At 62.0% G+C, this 20715-nt stretch carries 18 protein-coding genes and 3 pseudogenes; 4 read left to right on the top strand and 17 right to left on the bottom strand.

Annotation, left to right across the window (positions count from 1 at the left end; genetic code table 11):
- Positions 1 to 46: 46 nt before the first annotated feature.
- The 5 genes from ACZ1HK_RS23330 to ACZ1HK_RS23310 form a co-directional block, all read right to left on the bottom strand.
- The gene (locus tag ACZ1HK_RS23330) at positions 47 to 1072 is read right to left on the bottom strand and encodes a TRAP transporter substrate-binding protein (RefSeq protein WP_472630704.1); all 1026 of its coding nucleotides are present in this window, start codon (positions 1070 to 1072) and stop codon (positions 47 to 49) included.
- Between the two features lie 23 nt (positions 1073 to 1095).
- Positions 1096 to 1908, bottom strand: a complete 813-nt coding sequence (locus tag ACZ1HK_RS23325; RefSeq protein WP_472630703.1) for a putative hydro-lyase — start codon at positions 1906 to 1908, stop codon at positions 1096 to 1098.
- A gap of 94 nt (positions 1909 to 2002) precedes the next feature.
- The gene (locus ACZ1HK_RS23320; protein WP_472630702.1) at positions 2003 to 2881 is read right to left on the bottom strand and encodes a LysR family transcriptional regulator; all 879 of its coding nucleotides are present in this window, start codon (positions 2879 to 2881) and stop codon (positions 2003 to 2005) included.
- A 20-nt stretch (positions 2882 to 2901) separates the two neighbouring features.
- Positions 2902 to 3777, bottom strand: a complete 876-nt coding sequence (locus ACZ1HK_RS23315; protein WP_472630701.1) for a tetratricopeptide repeat protein — start codon at positions 3775 to 3777, stop codon at positions 2902 to 2904.
- On the bottom strand, positions 3723 to 4544 hold the full coding sequence (locus ACZ1HK_RS23310; RefSeq protein WP_472630700.1) for an AfsR/SARP family transcriptional regulator: 822 nt from the start codon (positions 4542 to 4544) through the stop codon (positions 3723 to 3725). Before ACZ1HK_RS23310 ends, ACZ1HK_RS23315 begins: the two co-directional genes overlap by 55 nt.
- A gap of 148 nt (positions 4545 to 4692) precedes the next feature.
- Between ACZ1HK_RS23310 and ACZ1HK_RS23305 the strand changes: the two genes are divergently transcribed.
- Genes ACZ1HK_RS23305 through ACZ1HK_RS23295 form a run of 3 tightly spaced genes read left to right on the top strand, consistent with a single transcriptional unit; the run spans position 4693 to position 5835 of the window.
- Entirely contained in the window at positions 4693 to 5235 is a 543-nt protein-coding gene (locus tag ACZ1HK_RS23305) for a hypothetical protein (protein ID WP_472630699.1), read from the top strand.
- Positions 5236 to 5252: 17 nt separating this feature from the next.
- Complete coding sequence (locus ACZ1HK_RS23300; protein ID WP_472630698.1) at positions 5253 to 5633, top strand: phosphatase PAP2 family protein; 381 nt, start codon at positions 5253 to 5255, stop codon at positions 5631 to 5633.
- On the top strand, positions 5608 to 5835 hold the full coding sequence (locus ACZ1HK_RS23295; protein WP_472630697.1) for a hypothetical protein: 228 nt from the start codon (positions 5608 to 5610) through the stop codon (positions 5833 to 5835). The genes ACZ1HK_RS23300 and ACZ1HK_RS23295 overlap by 26 nt, the downstream gene beginning before the upstream one ends.
- A gap of 26 nt (positions 5836 to 5861) precedes the next feature.
- Here ACZ1HK_RS23295 and ACZ1HK_RS23290 read toward each other — a convergent pair whose 3' ends face one another.
- On the bottom strand, positions 5862 to 7721 hold the full coding sequence (locus ACZ1HK_RS23290; protein ID WP_472630696.1) for a S8/S53 family peptidase: 1860 nt from the start codon (positions 7719 to 7721) through the stop codon (positions 5862 to 5864).
- 362 nt (positions 7722 to 8083) lie between these two features.
- On the opposite strand from ACZ1HK_RS23290, the gene ACZ1HK_RS23285 reads away from it, so the two are divergent.
- On the top strand, positions 8084 to 9613 hold the full coding sequence (locus tag ACZ1HK_RS23285; RefSeq protein WP_472630695.1) for a peroxidase family protein: 1530 nt from the start codon (positions 8084 to 8086) through the stop codon (positions 9611 to 9613).
- Positions 9614 to 9966: 353 nt separating this feature from the next.
- On the opposite strand, the gene ACZ1HK_RS23280 is transcribed toward ACZ1HK_RS23285, so the two are convergent.
- From ACZ1HK_RS23280 to ACZ1HK_RS23230, 11 genes and pseudogenes are all read right to left on the bottom strand, one after another.
- The gene (locus tag ACZ1HK_RS23280) at positions 9967 to 10332 is read right to left on the bottom strand and encodes a 3'-5' exonuclease (protein ID WP_472630694.1); all 366 of its coding nucleotides are present in this window, start codon (positions 10330 to 10332) and stop codon (positions 9967 to 9969) included.
- On the bottom strand, positions 10289 to 10597 hold the full coding sequence (locus ACZ1HK_RS23275) for a 3'-5' exonuclease (protein ID WP_472630693.1): 309 nt from the start codon (positions 10595 to 10597) through the stop codon (positions 10289 to 10291). Before ACZ1HK_RS23275 ends, ACZ1HK_RS23280 begins: the two co-directional genes overlap by 44 nt.
- A gap of 2 nt (positions 10598 to 10599) precedes the next feature.
- Positions 10600 to 11358, bottom strand: coding sequence for a hypothetical protein (locus ACZ1HK_RS23270; RefSeq protein ID WP_472630692.1), 759 nt, complete (start codon positions 11356 to 11358; stop codon positions 10600 to 10602).
- A 1-nt stretch (position 11359) separates the two neighbouring features.
- The gene (locus tag ACZ1HK_RS23265) at positions 11360 to 11878 is read right to left on the bottom strand and encodes a hypothetical protein (protein WP_472630691.1); all 519 of its coding nucleotides are present in this window, start codon (positions 11876 to 11878) and stop codon (positions 11360 to 11362) included.
- Positions 11878 to 13698: a DUF294 nucleotidyltransferase-like domain-containing protein gene (locus tag ACZ1HK_RS23260; RefSeq protein ID WP_472630690.1), complete on the bottom strand. Its 1821-nt coding sequence runs from the start codon at positions 13696 to 13698 to the stop codon at positions 11878 to 11880. The genes ACZ1HK_RS23265 and ACZ1HK_RS23260 overlap by 1 nt, the downstream gene beginning before the upstream one ends.
- A gap of 108 nt (positions 13699 to 13806) precedes the next feature.
- Positions 13807 to 15587 (bottom strand): annotated as a pseudogene (locus ACZ1HK_RS23255) (sodium:solute symporter family protein).
- 6 nt (positions 15588 to 15593) lie between these two features.
- On the bottom strand, positions 15594 to 15878 hold the full coding sequence (locus tag ACZ1HK_RS23250) for a DUF4212 domain-containing protein (protein ID WP_472630689.1): 285 nt from the start codon (positions 15876 to 15878) through the stop codon (positions 15594 to 15596).
- Between the two features lie 79 nt (positions 15879 to 15957).
- A pseudogene (locus tag ACZ1HK_RS23245) lies at positions 15958 to 16637 on the bottom strand (adenylate kinase).
- Positions 16637 to 18585, bottom strand: a pseudogene (gene acs, locus ACZ1HK_RS23240) (acetate--CoA ligase). Before acs ends, ACZ1HK_RS23245 begins: the two co-directional pseudogenes overlap by 1 nt.
- A gap of 405 nt (positions 18586 to 18990) precedes the next feature.
- Positions 18991 to 19695 carry an RraA family protein gene (locus tag ACZ1HK_RS23235; RefSeq protein WP_472630688.1) on the bottom strand — a complete coding sequence of 235 codons (705 nt, stop codon included), beginning with the start codon at positions 19693 to 19695 and terminating at the stop codon, positions 18991 to 18993.
- Complete coding sequence (locus ACZ1HK_RS23230; protein WP_472630922.1) at positions 19688 to 20671, bottom strand: cupin domain-containing protein; 984 nt, start codon at positions 20669 to 20671, stop codon at positions 19688 to 19690. Before ACZ1HK_RS23230 ends, ACZ1HK_RS23235 begins: the two co-directional genes overlap by 8 nt.
- Between the last annotated feature and the right edge of the window lie 44 nt (positions 20672 to 20715).

Genomic DNA, 20715 nt, shown 5'->3' with positions numbered 1-20715 from the left:
GGTAAGGTAGGGTTGCAACCTTGCAACCCTATCTCATTAGCGGCGATTACTCGATGGTCACGCCGACGACTTCACCGACCGAGGCATTCCAGCGCTCAGCCCAGTCGCCACCAGCCCGCTCGGCCCAATCGGGCAGAACCTGCCTGACGAGCACTTCGCGCGCGCGGTCGAAGTCGGCGTCGGACACCTCCACCAGCACCATGTCGCGCGCGTCGCCTGCCGGGCACTCGCCATTGCCGGTCAGGCAGGCGATGTCATTGACCAGCGCATCTTGTGCGGAGGCCCAGGCGGGGTCTTCAAAGCCCGAGGCGATCTCGGCCTCGATCGTGGCCTGAACCTCGGCCGACAGGCCATCCCAACGGTCAGCGTTCATCGCGGTCACGACGCTGTCCCAGCCGCCAAGGGGGATCGGGAGAAGGTGCGTGGAAACCTCCCACCAGCCGGCGGAATAGCCCGAGCCTGCGCCGGTGACTGCGCAATCGACAACGCCGTTCTGAAGCGCACCCGGCACTTCGGAGAAGGAGACGTTCACGCCCTCAGCCCCGAGCGCCTCAAGGAAGATCGCCGTCATCCGGCCCGAGGCGCGGACTTGCAGCCCTTCGAGGTCGGCCAGGCTGTTGATCTCGGCATTGCAGAAGACGACCTGCGGCGGGTACGGCGCAATGGCGAGGACTTCGGCGTTGAAGCGGTTGCGGAAGATCTCTTCGACCATGGGCCGTGCCGCATCGACCATAGCGCGCGCCTCATCCGCGGTCAGCGCGAGAAGCGGCACGTCGAGGCCTTCCAGCTCGGGCGCATCGCCCACGGCATAGTCGGCCACGGTCATGGCGACGTCATAGACGCCCTGCCCCAGCAGCGGATAAATCTCGGACAGGCCAAGGCCCATCTGGTTGTGGGTGGTCAACTCGACGTTGAAATCGCCAGCGCCGGGCAGAGCTTCGGTCCAGAACGGCGCCTCATACTGATTGTGGAGCGGCAGGGACGACCAGCTGCCCACAACGTTGAAATCTTCGGCCTGTGCCGCGCCTGCAAGCGCAGTTGTGGCGGCCAGGATGCCTAGGGTCTTTTTCATGGATCTTTCTCCTGTTGGGTCTGTCATGTATCTGAATAAATTGGCGTTTCCGCGTCTTCCGCCACATCCGCAATGAGCATGTGGCCGGGGGAATGGGTGATGCAAAGCGGCAGTTTGGCCTGCAAAAGCACATTCTGGGGCGTCACCCCGCACGCCCAGTAGACCGGCACTTCGCCCGCGCGCACCTCGACCGGATCGCCGTAATCGGGCGCATCCAGCGAGGCGATGCCAAGCGCCTTCGGATCGCCCGTGGCAATCGGCGCGCCATGGGCCTGCGGATAGCGCGCGGAGATCATGTGAGCGTCCCCCACCCTGTCTTCCGGGATCGGTCGCATGGTGATGACCATCTCGCCGCCAAATGGCCCCGCACTTTGCAGCGCGATGTTGGAGCGGAACATCGGCACGTTGCGCCCCTGTTCGATGTGGCGCACCGGAATGCCCGCCCGCATCAAGGCGTTCTCGAAGGTAAAGGAACAGCCTAGGGCGACCGTCACCAGATCGTCGGCCCAAAGGTCCGTGATGTCCGTGACCTCGCCCGACAGAACGCCGTCGCGAAACACGCGGTACTTCGGCACGTCAGTGCGGATGTCGATGTCGCGGCCCAGGGTCGGCAGAGTTGGATCACCGGTTTCGCTGACGCCCACGACGGGACAGGGTTTGGGGTTGCGTTGACAAAAGCGCAGGAAATCGAGGGCGTAGCGTTCTGGCAGGATCGCGAGGTTGCATTGCAGCTTTCCCGGCGCAAGGCCCGCAGTGTGGCCGACATGGGCGCCCGTGCGTATGCGCTGCCGAATGTCCCAAGCGCTGTCCTGGATTGTGTCGGATGGCATGGCCATCAGATCCCCCTGTTTGGTGGGCGCAAGGCTTGCACAGGAACCTTCATCCGTTCAAATTATCATTTTTGATAAAGAGTGATCGAATTTTTGGATGTCAATCCGGGTGAAGGCGGTGCCAGGCGGCTGCCACCTCGGCCGCGATCTCTGCGGACGCCTCAACCAGAACCGATCGCGGCTCGGCCAGATAGGACGCGGTGAATTCCAGCGGTGACAGGGGCAGATCGGGGTCGAACTCCACGATTTCGCCCGCCTGCATGAACGGCCCGGCCAAGACCTTTGGGTAAGGCCCAACCGCAATCCCGGCGGCAATCATGCGCAGGCTGGCCGAGAGCGATGCAGAGGTGAACACCCGCATTTTGGGGCCGACCCGCTGCGACAGGGCGCTGGTCAGTTCGCGGTGTGGGCGCGTCCGGCTGGAATAGGAAATTACCGGCGTTGTGCCCAGATCCGGTTCCGCCAGGTGGGCCGCGCGATACCAGTGCAGGTCAAAGCGCGGCAGGGGCACGTTCTTGACCGAAAACTCCGAAATTGGCCCCATCAGAAAGGCAAGATCGAGCCGCCTTTCCACCAACCCATCCCGCAACGCGCCGGAAATGTCGACTGTCAGATCAACGTTCACGCTGGGGTAGCTGTTTGAAAAGGCTTGTAGAAATTCGGGCAACCAGGCTTGCGCGATGGTCTCGGAGGCCCCGACGCGGAACAACCCCTCGACCTGCGCGGAGGAGCCCACGCGATGCTTGATCTCTTCTTCAACGAACAGCATCTGCTCGGCATAGGTCAGCAATTGTTGGCCATGCTTGGTCAGGATCAACTTGCCTGTCCCACGCTCGAACAGCGTGACCTGAAGCTCATCTTCAAGGTTGGCGATCCGGGTCGAGACCGCGGGTTGGGATAGGTGCAGCCGTTCAGAGGCCTTGCGAAAGCCGCCCAGGCGCGCGACCCAAAGAAATGTGCGAATTTGTTCGAACGTCACGGCGCGAAACCCGGCAAAGGTCAGTCCTTGATCTTGCGGACGGGATCAAGAAGCCCCGCGTTGCGCAAGGTCAGGTTCGGGTATTCAGGATCGTTGAGGTAGCGGTCGATGGTGAACCCGCCTTCCAGTTTCTCCAAAGCGGTTAAATGCGCCTTGGCATCGTCGAAGTCACCGGAATGGGCACAAAGGGCAACCAACTGACGGCGGGGCGCGATGAACGTCGGCGATTTGGCGGCTGAGCTGTGGGATGTGGCGCGCGCTTCATCCAGGCGCCCTGCCCCGATGCAAACCAGCGCATGGTAGAGGTCCCACAGATGGCTGAGTTCGTCATTGGCCGCAGCCGTGCGGCAGCTGGAGGACATGGCATAGGCCTTTTCGGCATCCCCCACGGCAGAATGCGCCAAGGCAAGGGTTTGCCGGGCAAACAGGCTGTTGGTGTTCTGCGACAGGGCGGTCTTGGCCAGTTCCGCCGCCGGGCGCAGATCGTCTTCCAGCATGAAACGCGTCAGGGCGACCAAGGCGACCGCCAGACTATTGCCGCCCGACAGGTTAAGCGCATCGGAGGCCAGTTGATCGACCTCATCCCGCCAGCCCTGGGCATCGCCATCCACCGCCTCGACCAGTTGCGCCATGCGGACAAAGGCGCGCCAGGCCAGGAAGACGCCGTTGCTGTCCACCTCATAGGCGCGTTGGAAGTTTTCGTTGGCCTCGGCCAGCCCTTCGCCATCCAGGCGTTTGAGCTGTCGGCGCGCGAGGCTGGAAAAGCCCATGGCCGCCGCTTCTGGCCGGTGCAGGTCGATATGGCTGGCCAGACGTGCCGGCACCTGCGCCGAGGCGGCGTTCACGATGCCATGGATCGCGTCGGATTGCAGGAGGTCCGCCGACGTGCCGGGCACTGTGAGATGTTCTGAGAAAAGGACACGGCCACTTGCCCCTCTTCCACACGGATGAAGGCCACGGCGCGCCCGCCGTCATTGGCCGTGTCGCACCGGATTTCGAGGTCTGGCACCAGATCCGGATCGTTGCGAGATGCGCTGACATATCGTGCGGCGCTGAAATTCTGTTCAATCCCGCGGGCTACGGTGTCGGCCAAGACACGCCCAACCACGTTCTCGGTGACGGAGCCGATTTCCGAGACAGCCGAGCGGATCGTCACGACATTTTGCAGCGGTCGTGCCGCGGCGGGCGCCGCGGGCACGCGGGCCGTGCCGTCATACCGGCTGCGCGCCTCAGATAACCATTGCTCGAACGCTTCGTCGCGCACGTCGAAGCCTTCCAGAAAGGCGCGCCCCGGTTCCCGCAATGGGCTGTTTGGGTCAATGTCGGTATCCACGGCCTCGGCGTTGAGCCACACATCGCCGCGGTCAGAGTGCAGAATGTCCACCGTATCGCCGAAGGCAGACCGCAACTCACTCAAGCTTTGGCGCAGTGAACCGCTGGCCTGACTGGGCGCGCGGTCACTCCAAAGCATAGCCTCCAACCACCGCCGTCCCCGGCGCATGGTCGTCGTCTCGGCCAGCAAAGCAACAATGCCCCGCGCCTTCTTGCCTTTCGGCGTGAGGTCGCGGCCGTTGCTGTCGATCACAGCAAACGTTCCAAAGAACCGGATTTTCACACGGTTTTTCAACAGCTTTCCCGGAGCAGCCCCTTTACTCGCCCCCATGGAGCCAGAAACCGCAATAAATCGCAAATTTTTCGTGAAAAAGTATGCAAGTTCCGCCGAGCGTTGACGCATTGACGCAACGGCAATCATCCTCCGCTCCGGGCAACTCGCTTCAGTGAAACAGGATTGGGGGTAGATATGGCAACCTATGCAGGACGTGCGGGACGCGCCGGTCGGGCTGGACGAGCCGGGCGCGCAGGACGGGCCGGTCGCGCAGGACGGGCTGGTCGCGCCGGACGCGCAGGGCGTGAGGATTCTGGGTGACGTCGATGGCCTGCTGTCTTCGGCATTGATGAGCCACCGCGAAGGGGTCGCGCCCTACTGGACCGGCGATATTGATCCCGGCACCACGCCCAATAACGTGCTCGACAACCGCACTGCCGGTGAGAAGCTGGAGGCGTTGTCGGACATTCCGCGCGAGGTTGTGATCGACGACCAACTGTTCGCGCGCTTTGCGGTTTCGGGCAGCGAACTTCACAGCACGCTGATTGATCCGGCCAATCCGCTGGTCACGCTCAACCGGCCGGACAATGCCTATTTCGCCAATACGCAATTGCCGATGGTGCGCGATGCGGCGGACCTGCGCGCAGACCGGATTGACGAGATCCTGATGCAGACCGAGGATATCACCTCCTTCTTCGGCGCAGTTCTATTGCTGGACTGGTCGCGCAGTGACTGGATTTTGAGCTGACGGAGGCGGTGGTCCGGTTGTGCGGATATATCGAGTTCCCGTTCAAGTTTGTCTTCGACGTGCCGCGTCCGTCCCTTCTGTCCTCGAAGGTGATGCCGGTGATCGACACGCCGACCCACGGCGCCTGGCCATCGGGCCACGCGACGGAGTCCTTCGCATTGGCAACCGTTTTGGCGGGTCTTGTCGATCGCAAGGCAGGCAATGTGGGCCGGTTCGACATGAACGACGCAACGCGCGACGTGAACGGGTCCGCCCGGATGCTGATGCGCACGGCCATGCGGATTTCGGACAATCGCACGGTCGCGGGCGTCCACTATCCCCATGACAGCTTGTGCGGCCTCGTTCTGGGCGTGACACTTGGGCGAGGCGTTGGTGAACTGGCTTTCGGGCGCTGGTGAGACGGCGGTTCGTACGCTGGATCTGCCGGGGCCGGCGAACCCGATCCATGATCTGACGGAAGACAGTGTACGGGTTTTGCTTGGCGATGCCGCCCCAAACCCACCGCCGCCGCCAAACGCCGTCCCGTTGAACGCGCCGGTCGACGATGTCAGTGCGTATCTTTGGCAGAAGGCCCTGGGCCAGATGCCTGAGCTTTCCTAAAAGGCCGTTGGCGATGCCCCTGTGCGTCAGGGGCGTCGCCGGATGGCGGGCGTATCAAGCAAAGTGCGCTGGCCCAAACGGGGATCGGAGACCGGATGGGGCACATCCGGCAGATGCGCAACACCCAGCAATTGGTTGACCAGATCACGGGACGCCGTGGCGCATGCCGTGCTGCTGCCCGACAGGCGCGCATTCCCGGCCGAGGTCAGCCCCGCCGCCGTGACGCCGGGGGCGTTGCGCTCCACCTCACTGATTGCGCTGAGGTCGGGGGCATGGCCGGACCAATCGGCCCCTTCGGCGCCGTAATATTCCGCAGGCTCTACCAGCAAATGCGCGGGCACCGCTGGATCACGGCGCACCAATGCACCGCCAACAGACAGGCGTCTGCTGTGTTGGATCGTTGAGAGCGCCGAATTGGTGCCCCGGCGCGTCACGCGCCCCGCCGCTTCATCGACGCCTTCGAAATCGCGGCCGACGGCATCCCAGGCGCGGGTCTCTTCCCCCTCCAACCGGGCCTGCCTTGCGCCCGTATTTCGGTCGGACGGGTCATCATCGCGCTGGACTTGCGCGGTCAGGTCCATGTCCTGCTTGCTACAATTGCGCAAGGTGATCTGCCACTGCCCGCTGGGGCATGTCCGCTCTGTGTCCGCGCGCGACCGCACAGTGGGCGCAAGCGCCAGCAAAAGGTAGGCAGGCTCCACCTGCCCCGCAAAGAGCGTGCGGGCGGGGATGTGATAGAGCCGTCCAAGCAGGCGGCCTGCATCGTCGATCAGGTCGGCAAACTGGCCCGCGAGCAATGTGAATTGGCTGGCCTGAAGACCACCGCGCGGGGCCGTGACACCCACTTCGATCTGGCTGTGATCCTGCGCCGGGCTCTGGTCCGTCAGCCGCATCTCCAGGAAGGATGGCGTGCGATCGTCCGGCTGGACGCGCAGGTTGAAGTCTTGCGACCCACCCGCCGCGATCGTGCTGCGGGCCACGACATTGTCGGAATATCCATTCCCAAATGGCACAACGAGGTGGACGTTCATGTGCAGCACCAGTTCGGCGACATCCATCAGGTGCGCGATAGCCTGTTCAATGAACGAGCGTCCGTTCTTGGGCCCCGCGATATAACCAAGGCTCATGTTCACAACCAGATCGACCGGTGTGCCCAGCCCCGCCAAAAGCGCGGTTTCGAGGATCAGCCACCGCAGGCCAATGAGAATATCGAAGTTCAGACGCGTGCCAGAGGTGTCGTCGAAACTCTCAGGCGCGACTTGAACGCCAAGGATCGGAACCTTGGTCATCGGATCGCCCGCATCGGCGCCGACGGCAAGATCGAGCATATGGGCCCCGTGGGTCTGCGCGCGGCCCAGCGAATGGCGGGTCTGGGGCGCATAGACGGCTTGCGCATAGTCACGGTAGGCGTCTTGCTCGGCCCGTTGAATGGGGCGCGACAGCTCCGCGTCGATCTGGGAGATGGTTTGCACGGACGCAGCCCCAGCCGCACCTGACAGCCAGAGCACCTTCTCAATCCGGCTGGCAGTGGGATAGCGGCGGGTGCGCCCGTGCAAGACCCCGATCCCGTCATCGATGATACCGAAGACGAGTTTCGGAGGGAGGAACGGATCGCGCGGTTCAACGCGGGTCAAATTCGGCAGGTTTTCCGCGTGCAGAGCAGGTTCCGACGGCGAGTGTCTCAAACAGGAGGCTTTTTCCTTGCCGGTGATCTTGTCGCGCAGATCAAGACGCCGATAGGCAAGCAGCTCAACCGTTGCGCGGGGCGACTTGATGGCATCTTGGAACTGAAGCTCCATCGGCGGAAGCCAGAAGCCCCCCTTGCGGCCCAGCGCATCGGCCTGCGCAAAGAAGTCGTCGCATTGAGAATAGTAGGGCCGGTTCACCCTTGGCGGTCATCACGCGCAGGAGCATCGGCTCCCAATAGGCGTCAAGCGTCCGGCAGGCCGGATCATTCAAGCCCGAAAGTTCAAGGGTCCAATCCCCGTAGCCGTTCCATCCGCGTGTTTTACCCATGATACCCCCGTCGGTGCACGCCTTCACTGTGCGGGCAGGACAGGTCTCAGTCCAATACGCACGTCCCGGCGATGCAGATTTTCACGCATTTCTAACAATTTTCACGCTGGTCGCGTTTTCTTGCGCAGCGATTGCGCAGGATTTGCGGTGCCCTGACGGGCGTCGCGCAGGCTGAAGCCATTGGAAGATAAGACCCTTTGACTGCCAATTTCTTTCAGATGTGGAGGCACATATGACCACCCAACACCATGGCATGAGCCGCTTTGAAACCCTGTCCAAGCATTGCGCCGATGCGCCGCTGCCGCCTTTGGCGCCGACCTTTGGGCGGATCGGGCCGGAAAATCCGGTCAGCGGCAATGACCCACACGGCAACGCATTCAACGCGGAGACCGTTACACAGGCGTTGATCGCCCTGACCGATGAGATGCGCCATACTGCTGGCGCGGAGCCTGAAAGCACAGCCGAGGCCGGGATGACCTTCTTTGGCCAATTCGTGGACCATGACGTCACCTTCGATGCCACGTCCGAGATCGGGCGGCTGGTATCCATCGGCTCGATCCGCAATGTGCGCACGCCGTCGCTGGATCTGGATTGCGTCTATGGCGCGGGGCCAGAGGCCTCGCCGCACCTCTACCACCCGGATCATGGTGGGTTCCTTCTGTTCGGCAATAGTGCAAACCCGCTTGATTTGGCGCGCAACCAGCATGGCACGGCCCTGATCGGGGACCCGCGCAACGATGAGAACCAGGTCATCTCGCAGCTGCAAGGCGCGTTTGTGTGCCTGCACAACATCGTCATGACCAAGGTTCTTGATGGCGATACGGAGCTTGTGGGCAAGATGTTGGCCCATGTTCCCGCGAGCGAGCTGGCCGCGATGTCCGCCGAACAGGTGGCCTTTCAGACCGCGCGGCGCGCCTGCCGCCTGCACTATCAGTGGGTGATCCTGCACGGCCTGCTGCCCGCCTTTGTCGATGCCGACGTGCTGGACAGCGTCAAGGCCAAGTTCGACCACGGATCGCTGCCGCATCCGTTTAAGGATGACAGCCCGGTCATGCCGATGGAATTCTCGGGCGCGGCATACCGGTTTGGGCATGCGACCGTTCAAAGCCAATACAGGTTGGCCAATGGAGGCCCGCTGTTTGACCTGTTCCAACTGGGACGGGCCGAATTCACCCATCGCCCGGGCGATCGCAATATCGAGTTCGATCAGTTCTTTGATGTTCCGGGATCGGCCGCATCGCAGCGGGCACGGCCAGTGGGCACGAACCTTGCCGATGCGATCTATATCCTGCCGTTCGTGGGCAGCGGCTTTACCGTGATCGACAAGATGGGCGGCACCTTCGATGTTGAGACGGGCGAGGCGCGCAAGCTGCCCCTGCGCAACATGATCCGCGACCGGTTCACGCTGCAGATGGCCTCGGGCCAGCAGATTGCGCGGCGCATGCATGTGGCCGAGCTGCCCGCGCCCGATACCCTCAAGCATCGCGGTATCACCAAGACGCCGCTTTGGTTCTACTGCCTGCAGGAGGGCAATACCCAAGGCGGCAAATTGGGCCCTGTGGGCGGAACGCTTGTGGCGACCGTCCTGATGCGGCTGCTGCACCTGAGCCCGGACAGCCTGCCCTGTTCGGCGCCTGATTTCGTGCCCTGCCCGCAGTTGGGTGCCGATGCTGATGGCACCTATTCCATGGGCCATCTGTTGCGGTTTGTTGAAAACAACCGTGCTCATATCGCTCATGCTGGCGATCTTGTGACGGGCTAGCCCGATCACAAGCGCGCGGTGCCCCGGTTGTCCCCTCTCCCGCCCCACCGGGGCACCCGCTCCTCTCTCTATCCCTCACGACAGCATCCGTTTCCCACACAAAAAGACCGGCGACTTCGCAAGGAGGTCGCCGGTCTTAAAGGTTTTGGTTCTCAAAAATAAAGCTTGTGCTCCCCACCCGACCGCGCCCCTGACGGAGGGCTTGGCAGATGGGCGAACACGAGGATCTCAAAGGCAGTCGACACCGGGCAAGAAAAGGGGTCCGGCGACAACCAGAGCATCCCATGCACGCGTTATCGGACCGCCAATTCGCCATCAAACCCGCGTTAATAATTTGCCGTCATGGCAATTTCTTAACGATTCAGATCCTGCAAAAGTCGGCCATGCCTGCGAGTTTGCTGGATAAGTTGCCCGAACGTGGTGATGCCCTGTGCCTGCAAGAGGGGCAAAAGGCAGACCAGTGCCTTGGCCGTCGCCTCGGCATCGCCCAGCGCGGTGTGCCTGCGCTCGGCGTCGATCTCGATCCCAAGGCGGGCGCACAGGGCATCCAGCGAATGCTCCGCATTTGTGCCAAAGACGATTGCGGACAAAAGAACCGTGTCCAGTACGGGATGGTCCCAGTCCACGCCCATCTTGTGTGCGCTCTTCCGTAGCAAGCCGATGTCAAACGGCGCGTTATGGGCCACCAGCACAGCGTCCTGCGCAAAATGCGACAGCATCCTCCCGCATGGTCGATACTCGGGGCGCCTGACACGTCATCGTCGGTAATCTTGTGGATTTTGGTGGAAGCCGGGGAATGGATCGACCGGGATCGACGTACGTGTCGATATGCTCACCCTCCACCACGCGCCCGCGCAAAACGCGGACGGCCCCGATTTGGATGATCTCATCCGCCTCAACCGACAGACCTGTCGTTTCAGTATCAAACGCCACATAACAGAGCGTATCGAGCGGCGAGCCCGCCAGGTCTGGGGACGTCTCCATCGTCAACAGGTCAAAATCGTAGACAAGCGGGCGCGCTGCGATCGGGGGGACGCGCCTTCGGGCGGGTCAATCACAAGCGTGTAGCCGCCATCCGTTTGCGCATTCAGCCGGGCATGAAAAACATGTGCCTTTGTAGTGTCTGTCAAACTTAGCGGCACATGCCGGGATCCGTCGCGCAAGGCTTCCATCGCCGTTTCAATCGCCGCACCCTCAAAATAGTCTGAGAGCCGGGCCTTAAGGCGCGGTGGGGCCACGCGCGCCAAAACGTCTGCCGCTTGACTGTCGTACAAAACGATCTCTGCCGCTTCATTCAGCAAGATCACGGCCATCGGAATGCCACTTAGGATCGCGGTCAGACGCGCGCGCTCTTGCGCCAGATGCTCGGTCTCAGCGGCCAATCGCGCGTCCGCCTCGGCCTGCGTGGCGAGTGCACGGGCCGACAGGGCCTCAGCCGCCGGGGCCAGATCACCCAGGTAGCGCCCGTCCTGCGTATCGACGCCGCTACCCGCTTGCGAATGGGCGCGCAGGCGCAGTTGCGCAGACATGTTCAGGATGGGTTTGGCGACGTTTTCGTCAAACAGCAGCCAGATGCCCAGGATCAGGCCGGTGTTGAGCAGCACGAATATCAGCAAGCTTGTCACAAACGGATCACCGCGACTGGCACCGAACCAGATCGCCGCCCCTGCAACCACCGCCCCGCCCAGTGCCAGCAGGCAAAAGAACAGGAAGATGCGCAGGCGTAAGGACAGCAGGGTGAGCATCCTAGGTCTCACAAACCAATGCGAGGATCGGATCGTCTTCGGGCATCCCCTCCCACGCAGGGTCAACAACTGCGCCGTCTTCATCGAATTCAGCGCCGTCGATCAGCAGGGCCGACCGGGCGCCCGCGCAATCAAACAGCATCGGGGCCTGGTTCACAGGCGACCAACGACCAAAGAAGTAGAGGTCCGCAAGGCGCTGATCGGGGAACGCGGCGTTGGTGCGGGCGGTGCCGGTATCAACCGCGACGAAGCGTTCGACATATGGGTAAAGGCGCGTCCAGGGGCGGAACCAGCTTTGGTTTTCCACCGTCATGGCGATCTCGATGCCGTCGGGCAGTTCGTCAGCCGTGCGGTCAAACCAGGTGTATTCGTTGGATACAGTCATCGCCAGCATCCCCAAACCCGCCGCGACCGGCATGATCCAGCGCGGCAAGCGGCGCCCCGTGACCCGGTTCAGCAGCATGGCGATCCCGGCGCACGCAATGCCAGCAAAGACGGTGGCGATCAATTCGATGAACATCAGCTGAGTGCTCCCTTCCCGGACCCGGCGGCAGATTGCATGGTCTTTACCACGACAAACGCATCGCGCAGGTGACTGCGTTCGAAATCAGACAATGCCGCAGGATCAAGGTAATTATCCGGCGCAAGGCCTGCCTTGATCTGGCTCACTTGATCTTCGAGCCGCATGGTGGCGATCAGGTCATAGGCCTCCAATAGGTCTGCCCCTCCGCTTGGTGACACCAAACTTCCCTCCATTGCGGCCTCAAGTCGGGCGCGTGTGTTCACGGGCGCCAACTGCCCTTGCAGCGCGTAGATACGGCCCAGATCGGTGATCGGCACGACGCCATTGTGCTTCAGGTCAAGCTGGTTGCGATGCTCGCCCGCCCGTATGGTCGCCAAGCCGCGCAAAAGCCCGAGCGGCGGATGATGCTTGAGAGAATTGGCCACCATATGGGCCACGAAAATCGAATTGGCCGATGCTTTCTTGAGGGTCTCGGCCTGGAGCCCGTCGAACAGGCTGGCATCCCCCCCGATGGGCCGCAGGTCGAACATGACGGAGGCCAGCATCTGCGCCTCTGGGTTGGGCCGGGCGATCCAGCCGTCGAAATAGTTGCGCCAGACCGACAGCTTCTGCCGCCAGCGCGGGTTTGTGGCCATCATTTCGCCGGGGCAATAGACATAGCCGATGGTGTTGAGGCCCTCGCAGACAAACCGCGCCAGCGCCTCGAAATAGGGCATATCCACCTCGGTCACATCGTCTGAGAGGATCAAACAATTGTCCTGATCCGACACGCCCGTTTGTTCCTGCCGCCCCTGGCTGCCGCAGGCGAGCCAGAGATAGGGAGCGGGCGGCGGGCCCAGTTCGGCCTCGGCCAGTGCCAAAAGACGACGCGTCGCCGTATCTGCGATGTCGGTGATCAGGCGCGTCACCACCTCGTGCCGCGCGCCTGCGCTGATCAGTTGCACCAGAAGCTGCGGGATCTCAGCCGTGGCGCGCGCCATCTGCGCCGCGTCTTGCGCATTCGCTACACGGCCCACCAGATCAGCCGACGTCATCGCCTGCGCGCGGGTCAGGTCGGTTTGCGTGACGATGCCGACAAGGCGGTCCCCTTCAACAATGGGAACATGGCCGATGCCGCGTTCAACCATAAGATGCAGGACATCCGTCACCAATGCAGCCGGGCCAAGTGTCAAAGGCGCTTTGGACATGATCGTCGAAACCGGTGCCGTTGGGTCGGCGCCCTCAACGATCACTTTTCCATTCATGTCACGCAGGGTGACGATGCCTTTGAAGGCTTCCGCCTCCACGATGCAGACGGAGGATATCCGGTGCGCATACATCTTTGACGCAGCCTCACGGATCGTCGCATCCAGACCGCAGACCACCGGATCGCGGGTCATCAGAGCGTCTACGGCCATTGTCGTCAGATCTTGCCGATGCGGCTGCGCACGGCGCGTGCGGTCAAAGAATTTCGAGATTGCCTTATGCTCTGCGATCAGTCGGGTCAGCATATCCGCCGGGATGCAGATCATGCTAGCATCTGACAGGATCGTTGCGGTCCGACTGGCCCGCTCGCCGCGCAGGATCGCCCGTTCGCCGAACGAATTGCGGGGCCCCAGTAGGGACAGGGTCGCGCCGGTCTCGTCAAAAACCTCAACTTCGCCAGCGACCAAAAGGTACAGAAATTCAACGACATCGCCGGTTGCGAAGATCGTCTCGCCCGCCCGCATGTCCTGGATCGAACAGACGGCTGCCAGGTCCAACAGGTCGGGTTCAGCCAGGCTATCGTAGGGATGAACGGAGGCGAGATAGCGCGTCAGTTCTGCCGAAAGGGACATGTCGCGTCTCCGGGATGATACGGTCCTGCCCGCCCCGGAGGACGGACAGGCTCGGGTCGTAATATAGGCACCGCCGTGTGGGAGAGGTCACGGCGATGCCCTTGGGCCTTAGTGGTCGCTTGCCGCACCTGCACCACGAGGATGCGGACACTTTCCACCAGGTCCTTGATGTGCTGCGGCGTTTCCTTCGTCATGCCGGAGACGATGTACGCCACCGCGAAGTTCACAGCCGCACCGATTGCGCCGAACGAGGTCGACTTGATCGGCCCAAGCAGCGGATCCGCATCCGTGAAGGAGTTGGTGTCCGGAATGAACAGCCAGCCCTTGTGCAGGAAGATGTAGACCAGCGTCGTCACAAGGCCCGCCAACATGCCTGCAACCGCCCCAGTGTTGTTGATGCGCTTGGAGAAGATGCCCATCATCAGTGCCGGGAAGATCGAGGCTGCCGCCAAGCCGAAGGCCAAGGCCACGGTTTGCGCCGCAAATCCTGGCGGGTTCAGACCCAATAGGACCGCCACCACAATCGCCGCTGCCATCGAGATCCGCGCTGCAAGCAGCTCGGACTTCTCAGACATATTCGGCGTCAGCTGCCCCTTTAGAAGGTCATGGGAGACCGCCGAAGAGATCGCCAGCAACAGACCCGCCGCCGTGGACAGCGCCGCCGCAAGACCGCCCGCTGCCACAAGGCCGATCACCCAACCGGGAAGGTTGGCAATCTCGGGGTTGGCCAGCACCAGGATGTCGCGGTTGAAGTTGGTCAGCTCATTGCCTTCCCAACCGGCAGCATCGGCGCGGTCCTGAAGATCAGGGTTCGCGTCGTTGTAGTACTGGATCATGCCGTCGCCATTGCGATCTTCCCACCCCAGAAGGCCGGTGGCCGCCCAGGTGCCCATCCAGGCATAGTCGGGATCGTTCTCGATGGTCTCAACGCTGACAGCATCGCCGCCCGTGCCGTTTGGCCACATCATCTCGGAGATATTCAGGCGTGCCATGGCACCCACGGCAGGAGCCGTAAGGTAAAGCAGCGCGATGAACACCAACGTCCAACCGGCCGACCAACGGGCGTCAGACACTTTGGGCACCGTGAAGAAGCGCATGATGACGTGGGGCAGACCCGCGGTGCCGATCATCAGCGACAGGGTGAAGAGCACCATGTTGATGGTCGAGCCATGGGCGGCGGTATATTCGTTGAAGCCAAGATCGGTGACGATCTGGTTCAGCGTGGCCAGAAGCGGCTCACCCTCAGCCGTGTTGCCGAACAGGCCCAGTGCCGGGATCGGATTGCCGGTCAGTTGCAGCGAGATGAAGACCGCCGGGATCGTGTAGGCGGTGATCAGAACGCAATACTGCGCCACCTGGGTGTAGGTCACACCCTTCATGCCGCCAAACACGGCGTAGGCGAAGACCACACAGGCCCCGATGAGCAGACCCCAGAAGGCGTCAATCTCAAGGAAGCGGCCAAAGGCGATGCCCACGCCCTGCATCTGACCGATCACGTAGGTGATGGAGGCCACCAGCAGGCAGATCACAGCAACCATGCGCGCAGTCTTGGAATAGAACCGATCGCCGATGAACTCAGATACGGTGAACTTGCCGAACTTGCGCAGGTACGGGGCAAGCAGCAGGGCCAGAAGCACGTAACCGCCCGTCCAACCCATCAGGAAGCTGGAATTGTCGTAGCCGGTGAACGCGATCAAGCCCGCCATCGAGATGAACGAGGCTGCAGACATCCAGTCTGCCGCTGTGGCCATGCCGTTGGTGACCGGGTGAACGCCGCGCCCGGCGGCGTAGAATTCTGAGGTCGAACCCGCCCGGGCCCAGACCGCGATGCCGATGTAGAGCGCGAAAGATGCGCCTACAAACAGCAGGTTAAGGGTAAACTGGTCCATGGCTGATTACTCCTCATCCACGCCATATTGCTTGTCGAGTTTGTTCATCCGCCAGGCGTAGAAGAAGATCAGTGCCAGGAAGCACAAGATCGAGCCCTGCTGCGCGAACCAGAAGCCCAGGTCCGTGCCGCCCACGCCGATGCCAGACAGCATGGGGCGCAGCACGATGCCGAAGCCGAAGGACACGAGCGCCCAGATGGCAAGGCAGGCCATGATGATGCGGATATTGGTTTTCCAGTAGACCGAGTCATCTCCGGTCGCGGCTGGAGCCTCATTTGGATTGTCGACCATGACTGTCCTCCTCTTTCATTTGTGTGAGGTCGTTTCTGAATAGATTTTGTGACCGCCCTGTCGGGGCGGCGTATGTCCGTCAGGCGGATGCGACGATCCGGCTGATCTGTGTGCTGATGTCCGCGATCTCACCCATGGCATCGACCCGGGCGAGCGTGCCGCGCGCGTCGTAATAGGTGATCAACGGTGCCGTCTGCTCGGCATAGGCCTGCAGGCGGGAGCGTGCCGTATCCGCGTTGTCATCGGCCCGGCGGGTCATGTTGCGCGACCCGCAGGCATCGCAAACGCCGTCGATGGCGGTCGGCTTGAACGCTTCGTGGAAGCCTTCGCCGCAATTGCCGCAGGTAAAGCGGCCCGCGACGCGGCGCACCATCGCCTCTTCGTCCACCTCCAGCGAGATGACGGCGCTGATGCCCTGCCCACGTTCGGCAAGCATTTTATCGAGCGCCTCGGCCTGCGCCGTCGTACGGGGAAGCCATCCAGCACCACGCCCTTGGCGCAATCGTCCTGCGCCAGCCGGTCGGTCAGGATAGCAAGCACGATTTCATCACTGACCAGCCCGCCCGCCTTCATCACCGCCTCGGCAGCTTTACCGGCCTCGGTCCCGGCCGCGACAGCGGCACGCAAAAGATCGCCAGTGGACAGCTGGATCAGTCCGAAACCTTCCTCCAGCTTGCGCGCCTGCGTCCCCTTCCCTGCGCCCGGAGGCCCGAGAAGGATCAGGATCGGCGTGGTGGTGGCTGTTGCGGCCCCATCCATCACACGTCCCTCCGGTTCATGCGATTGGCGATCAGGTCATCGACCACTTCCGGTTCGGCCAGCGTAGATGTGTCGCCAAGCGCACCGAAATCATCCTCGGCAATCTTGCGCAGGATGCGGCGCATGATCTTGCCCGAGCGGGTCTTGGGCAGGCCCGGCGCCCATTGGATCAAGTCGGGCTTTGCAATCGGACCGATTTCGGACCGCACCCAGGTCTCAAGCTCTTTCCGCAGCTCATCAGACGGCTCTTCACCCTGCATCAGGGTGACATAGGCGTAGATGCCCTGCCCTTTGACGTCATGCGGGTAACCGACCACGGCGCTCTCAGCGACCTTGGCATGGGCCACCAGCGCGCTTTCGACTTCCGCGGTGCCCATCCGGTGACCAGAGACGTTGATCACATCGTCCACACGGCCCGTGATCCAGTAATCGCCATCTTCATCGCGCCGACAGCCGTCGCCCGAGAAATAGTAGCCTTTGTAGTCGGAGAAGTAGGTCTTCTCGAACCGCTCGTGATCGCCCCAGACCGTGCGCATCTGGCCGGGCCAGCTGTCAGCGATGCAAAGCACGCCTTCTACGCCATTGCCTTCGACCACCTCGCCGGAGGTCGGCTCCAGCACCTCGGGCTGCACACCGAAGAACGGCTGCTGTGCTGCACCAGGCTTAAGCTTGGTGGCAAAGGGCAGCGGGGTCATCATGTGGCCGCCGGTTTCGGTCTGCCAGAAGGTATCAACGATGGGGCATTTCCCTTGCCCACAACGTCGTTGTACCAGTTCCACGCCTCCGGATTGATCGGCTCCCCGACTGATCCCAGAACCCGCAGATCGCTCAGGTCATACTTCTCGACCCACTCATTGCCCTTGCCCATCAGGGCGCGGATCGCAGTGGGAGCGGTGTAGAACTGGTTCACTTTGTGCTTTTCGCACACGGCCCAGAAACGGCCGACGTCGGGATAGGTCGGCACGCCTTCGAACATGATCGTGGTGCCGCCATTGGCGAGCGGGCCGTAAACGATGTAGCTGTGACCCGTGACCCAACCGACATCCGCCGTGCACCAGAAGATGTCGCCGTCATGGTAGTCGAACGTGTATTCGTGGGTCATGGCGGCGTAGACGATGTAGCCGCCCGTGGTGTGCACCACACCCTTGGGCTGACCGGTGGAGCCGGAGGTGTAGAGGATGAACAACGGGTCCTCTGCGGCCATTTCCTCCGGCGGGCACTCAGCACTGACCTTTTCCGCCATCTCATGCAGCCAAAAATCCAGGCCATCGCGCCATGCGACCTGTTCGCCCGTGCGCTGGACCACAAGGCACTTCACGTCTGCCGCGACATGCAGCAGCGCCTGATTGACGTTGTCCTTCAGCTTGGTCACGCGGCCACCACGTGGCGCGCCATCTGCCGTGATGACAACCTTCGCGTCACAGGCGTTCACCCGAGCCCCCAGAGCGTCGGCTGAAAAACCCGCGAACACGATGGAATGGATTGCCCCAATCCGCGCGCAGGCCAGCATCGCATAGGCGGCCTCCGGGATCATCGGCAGGTAGAGGACAACGCGATCACCCTTCGTCACGCCGAGGTCTTTTAAAACATTCGCCATCTTGCTGACTTCTGTGTGCAGCTGACGGTAGGTGATGTGCAGCGCCTCATCCTCGGGGCTGTCCGGCTCCCAGATGATGGCGGTCTGATCACCGCGCGTCTCAAGATGGCGGTCGATGCAATTGGCGCTGACGTTCAGCGTGCCATCCTCGTACCAGCGAATGTCGATATTGCCGGGCGCGAAACTGGTGTTCTTGACCTTGGTATAGGGCTTGATCCAGTCGATCCGCTTGCCCTGCTCCCCCCAGAACGCATCCGGGTTTTCGATCGACTGCGCATACATCTTGGCATAGCCCTCGGCATCCACATGCGGAGTTGGTTTGGTCGATCCAATCTGGACGGTGTCCTTCATAATGCTTCCTCCTGCGCATCGGGACAAATGGGCCGCTTTGACAGCAATGCCCTTTGGCACAGAGGCTACACACGCCATCCCGGTTACTGAGAGGGGGACGGTGGCATTTCGTTTTCATCGTGTAAAAACTCAGCCGTTTTAGTTAAGTAAATTGTGAAAATTTTTACGAGCGCCGGAATTTGCTTTGCGCACAACGGGTTCTTGCGCATCGCGTGACGTGACGTCAGCGCTAACATCTTTACCATTCAAATTTGCAGCGGAGCGCCTGGCCCAATATGCCGCACCCCGGAAAAGGCGAGGTCGACAAACACTTGCATGCTGGTCGCAAGTACGCGGCCCAAAAAACCGGGCTGAGTCGCCCGGAAATTCCGGCTCAATAGATCAGATAGAATGACCCGCTGTTGGTCAGGTCCGTGCGGCTTCGAACTTGCCCCAGGCCTCGGCCAACTTTTCAATGTCAAAGCCGTCTTCGCGGGCCGGCTCAAGCACGATGGCCTCAGAGGCGATAACCGTCTCGATGGCCGCTTTCAGGGACGGGATCACCTCTTCGGGGACGACCAAGGCGCCGTGCCGGTCCGCATGAACCAATTCGCCCTGCGCCACCTGAAGCCCCATGATCGACACCGGTGTCCCGATCTCGCGCACATGGACGAAGCCATGGCTGACACCCACCGATCCCGCCAGAACGGGGAAGCCCTCATCAATCACATCCAAATCGCGCATCACTCCATTCGTCACTGCCCCGGCCAGACCGAGCCCTTTGTGCACGGCGACGTGCACCTCTCCCCACCATCCGGCGATGCAATTGGGGTAGTCGAGATCCTCGACCACAGCACAGGTCGGACCGTCGCCGCCTGCCATGGATCGGAAGTATTCCATCCGCCGGGCGCGGATCACGTCGGGCGCTTCTTGCGGCGGGGCAAGACCCGCAATCTTTGCCGTCCGAGCGCGGCCGACGATGGGCGGATCCCCCGGTTTGGAATGCTGCATCGTGCCCCGCGTGAAGCGGTTGAAGCCGCGCTGCCCTTGTGCGACTTCGATGGCATTGCAGACGGTGGGCGTGTCGACCTGGCGCAGAAGCGCCAGCAGATCGGCAGGTATCTCAGCCATTCCAGGTCGCTCCTGCCGGATCATCGGTGCCGACCACATGATAAAGCGCCGCTTCGCCCGTCATGGATGGCACGGCGGAGTGCGCCAAACCGCCGGGCACCTTCATAGTATCGCCCGGTGCAAGCACTGTCTCGCCCGCCTCAAACTCACCATTGCCTGCCCATGTCACCCGCCAATGGCCCGTCACGGGCATGAGGACAGACGCATGGTCATGGCTGTGCATTGCCTCGGACGCTGATCCACGGGTGATGAAATCAACCTCAAATCCCGGCCTGTCGCGCAGCATACCTGTCGCGCCGATCACCTTGGCCGGCGTGCGATCAGAAAGCGCGACCATATCCCAGTACCGCGCCACATAGTTCGGCACGACATCTGCCGTTGTAGGTTCCGGGAAGGCCTGCAACTCTTCCGCCGTCAGAACCGGCATCGGCTTTACGCCATTGGGCAAGGCCTCGCCCTTCTTGGTGTCGTAGAGCTTCCCTTGCTCGGACAGGACCAACCCATGATCGGCCGCATCCTCGATCACTTGCGGCGCCCAGATCACGCCGCCCCCGGCGTCGTCACCGCCCAGGATCGCCATGATCATCCCGTAATCGTCGCCGATATTCTCGAACCCCCGGAAGATGCCGGTGGGAATGTTGAAGATATCGCCTTCCTCCAGCGTCACCTCACCGGCATTGCCCCATCGCCCCCAGAAGAACCGCCAGCGGCCCTTGAGGACAAAGAACACCTCTGCGGTGCGGTGGCTGTGCAGAGAGTTGCGGCATTTCGGCGGCTGGCCCGCCGCCCCGATGTTGAACCCGATTTTGTCCGTGATGTGGACATGCTGATCGGCAGACTCGGATACTCCACCGCCAATGATCGTAAAATTCTCTTTCTGGTCGCTGCCCGGCGTGTGGGCGTCGATGAAGGCGGTTTTGCAGGGCTTGAGCTCCCCGTAGCGGACAATGTTGGCGTCCATCTGTGCAGCTTTCATGTCTTTCATTTCGTCCTCCACCTGATGTGGGTTGCGGTCTGGCT

The organism is Gymnodinialimonas sp. JB5-7, assembly GCF_055693405.1.
Note: the sequence above shows the minus strand (reverse complement) of the source record. Positions and strands in the feature narration are given on the sequence as shown.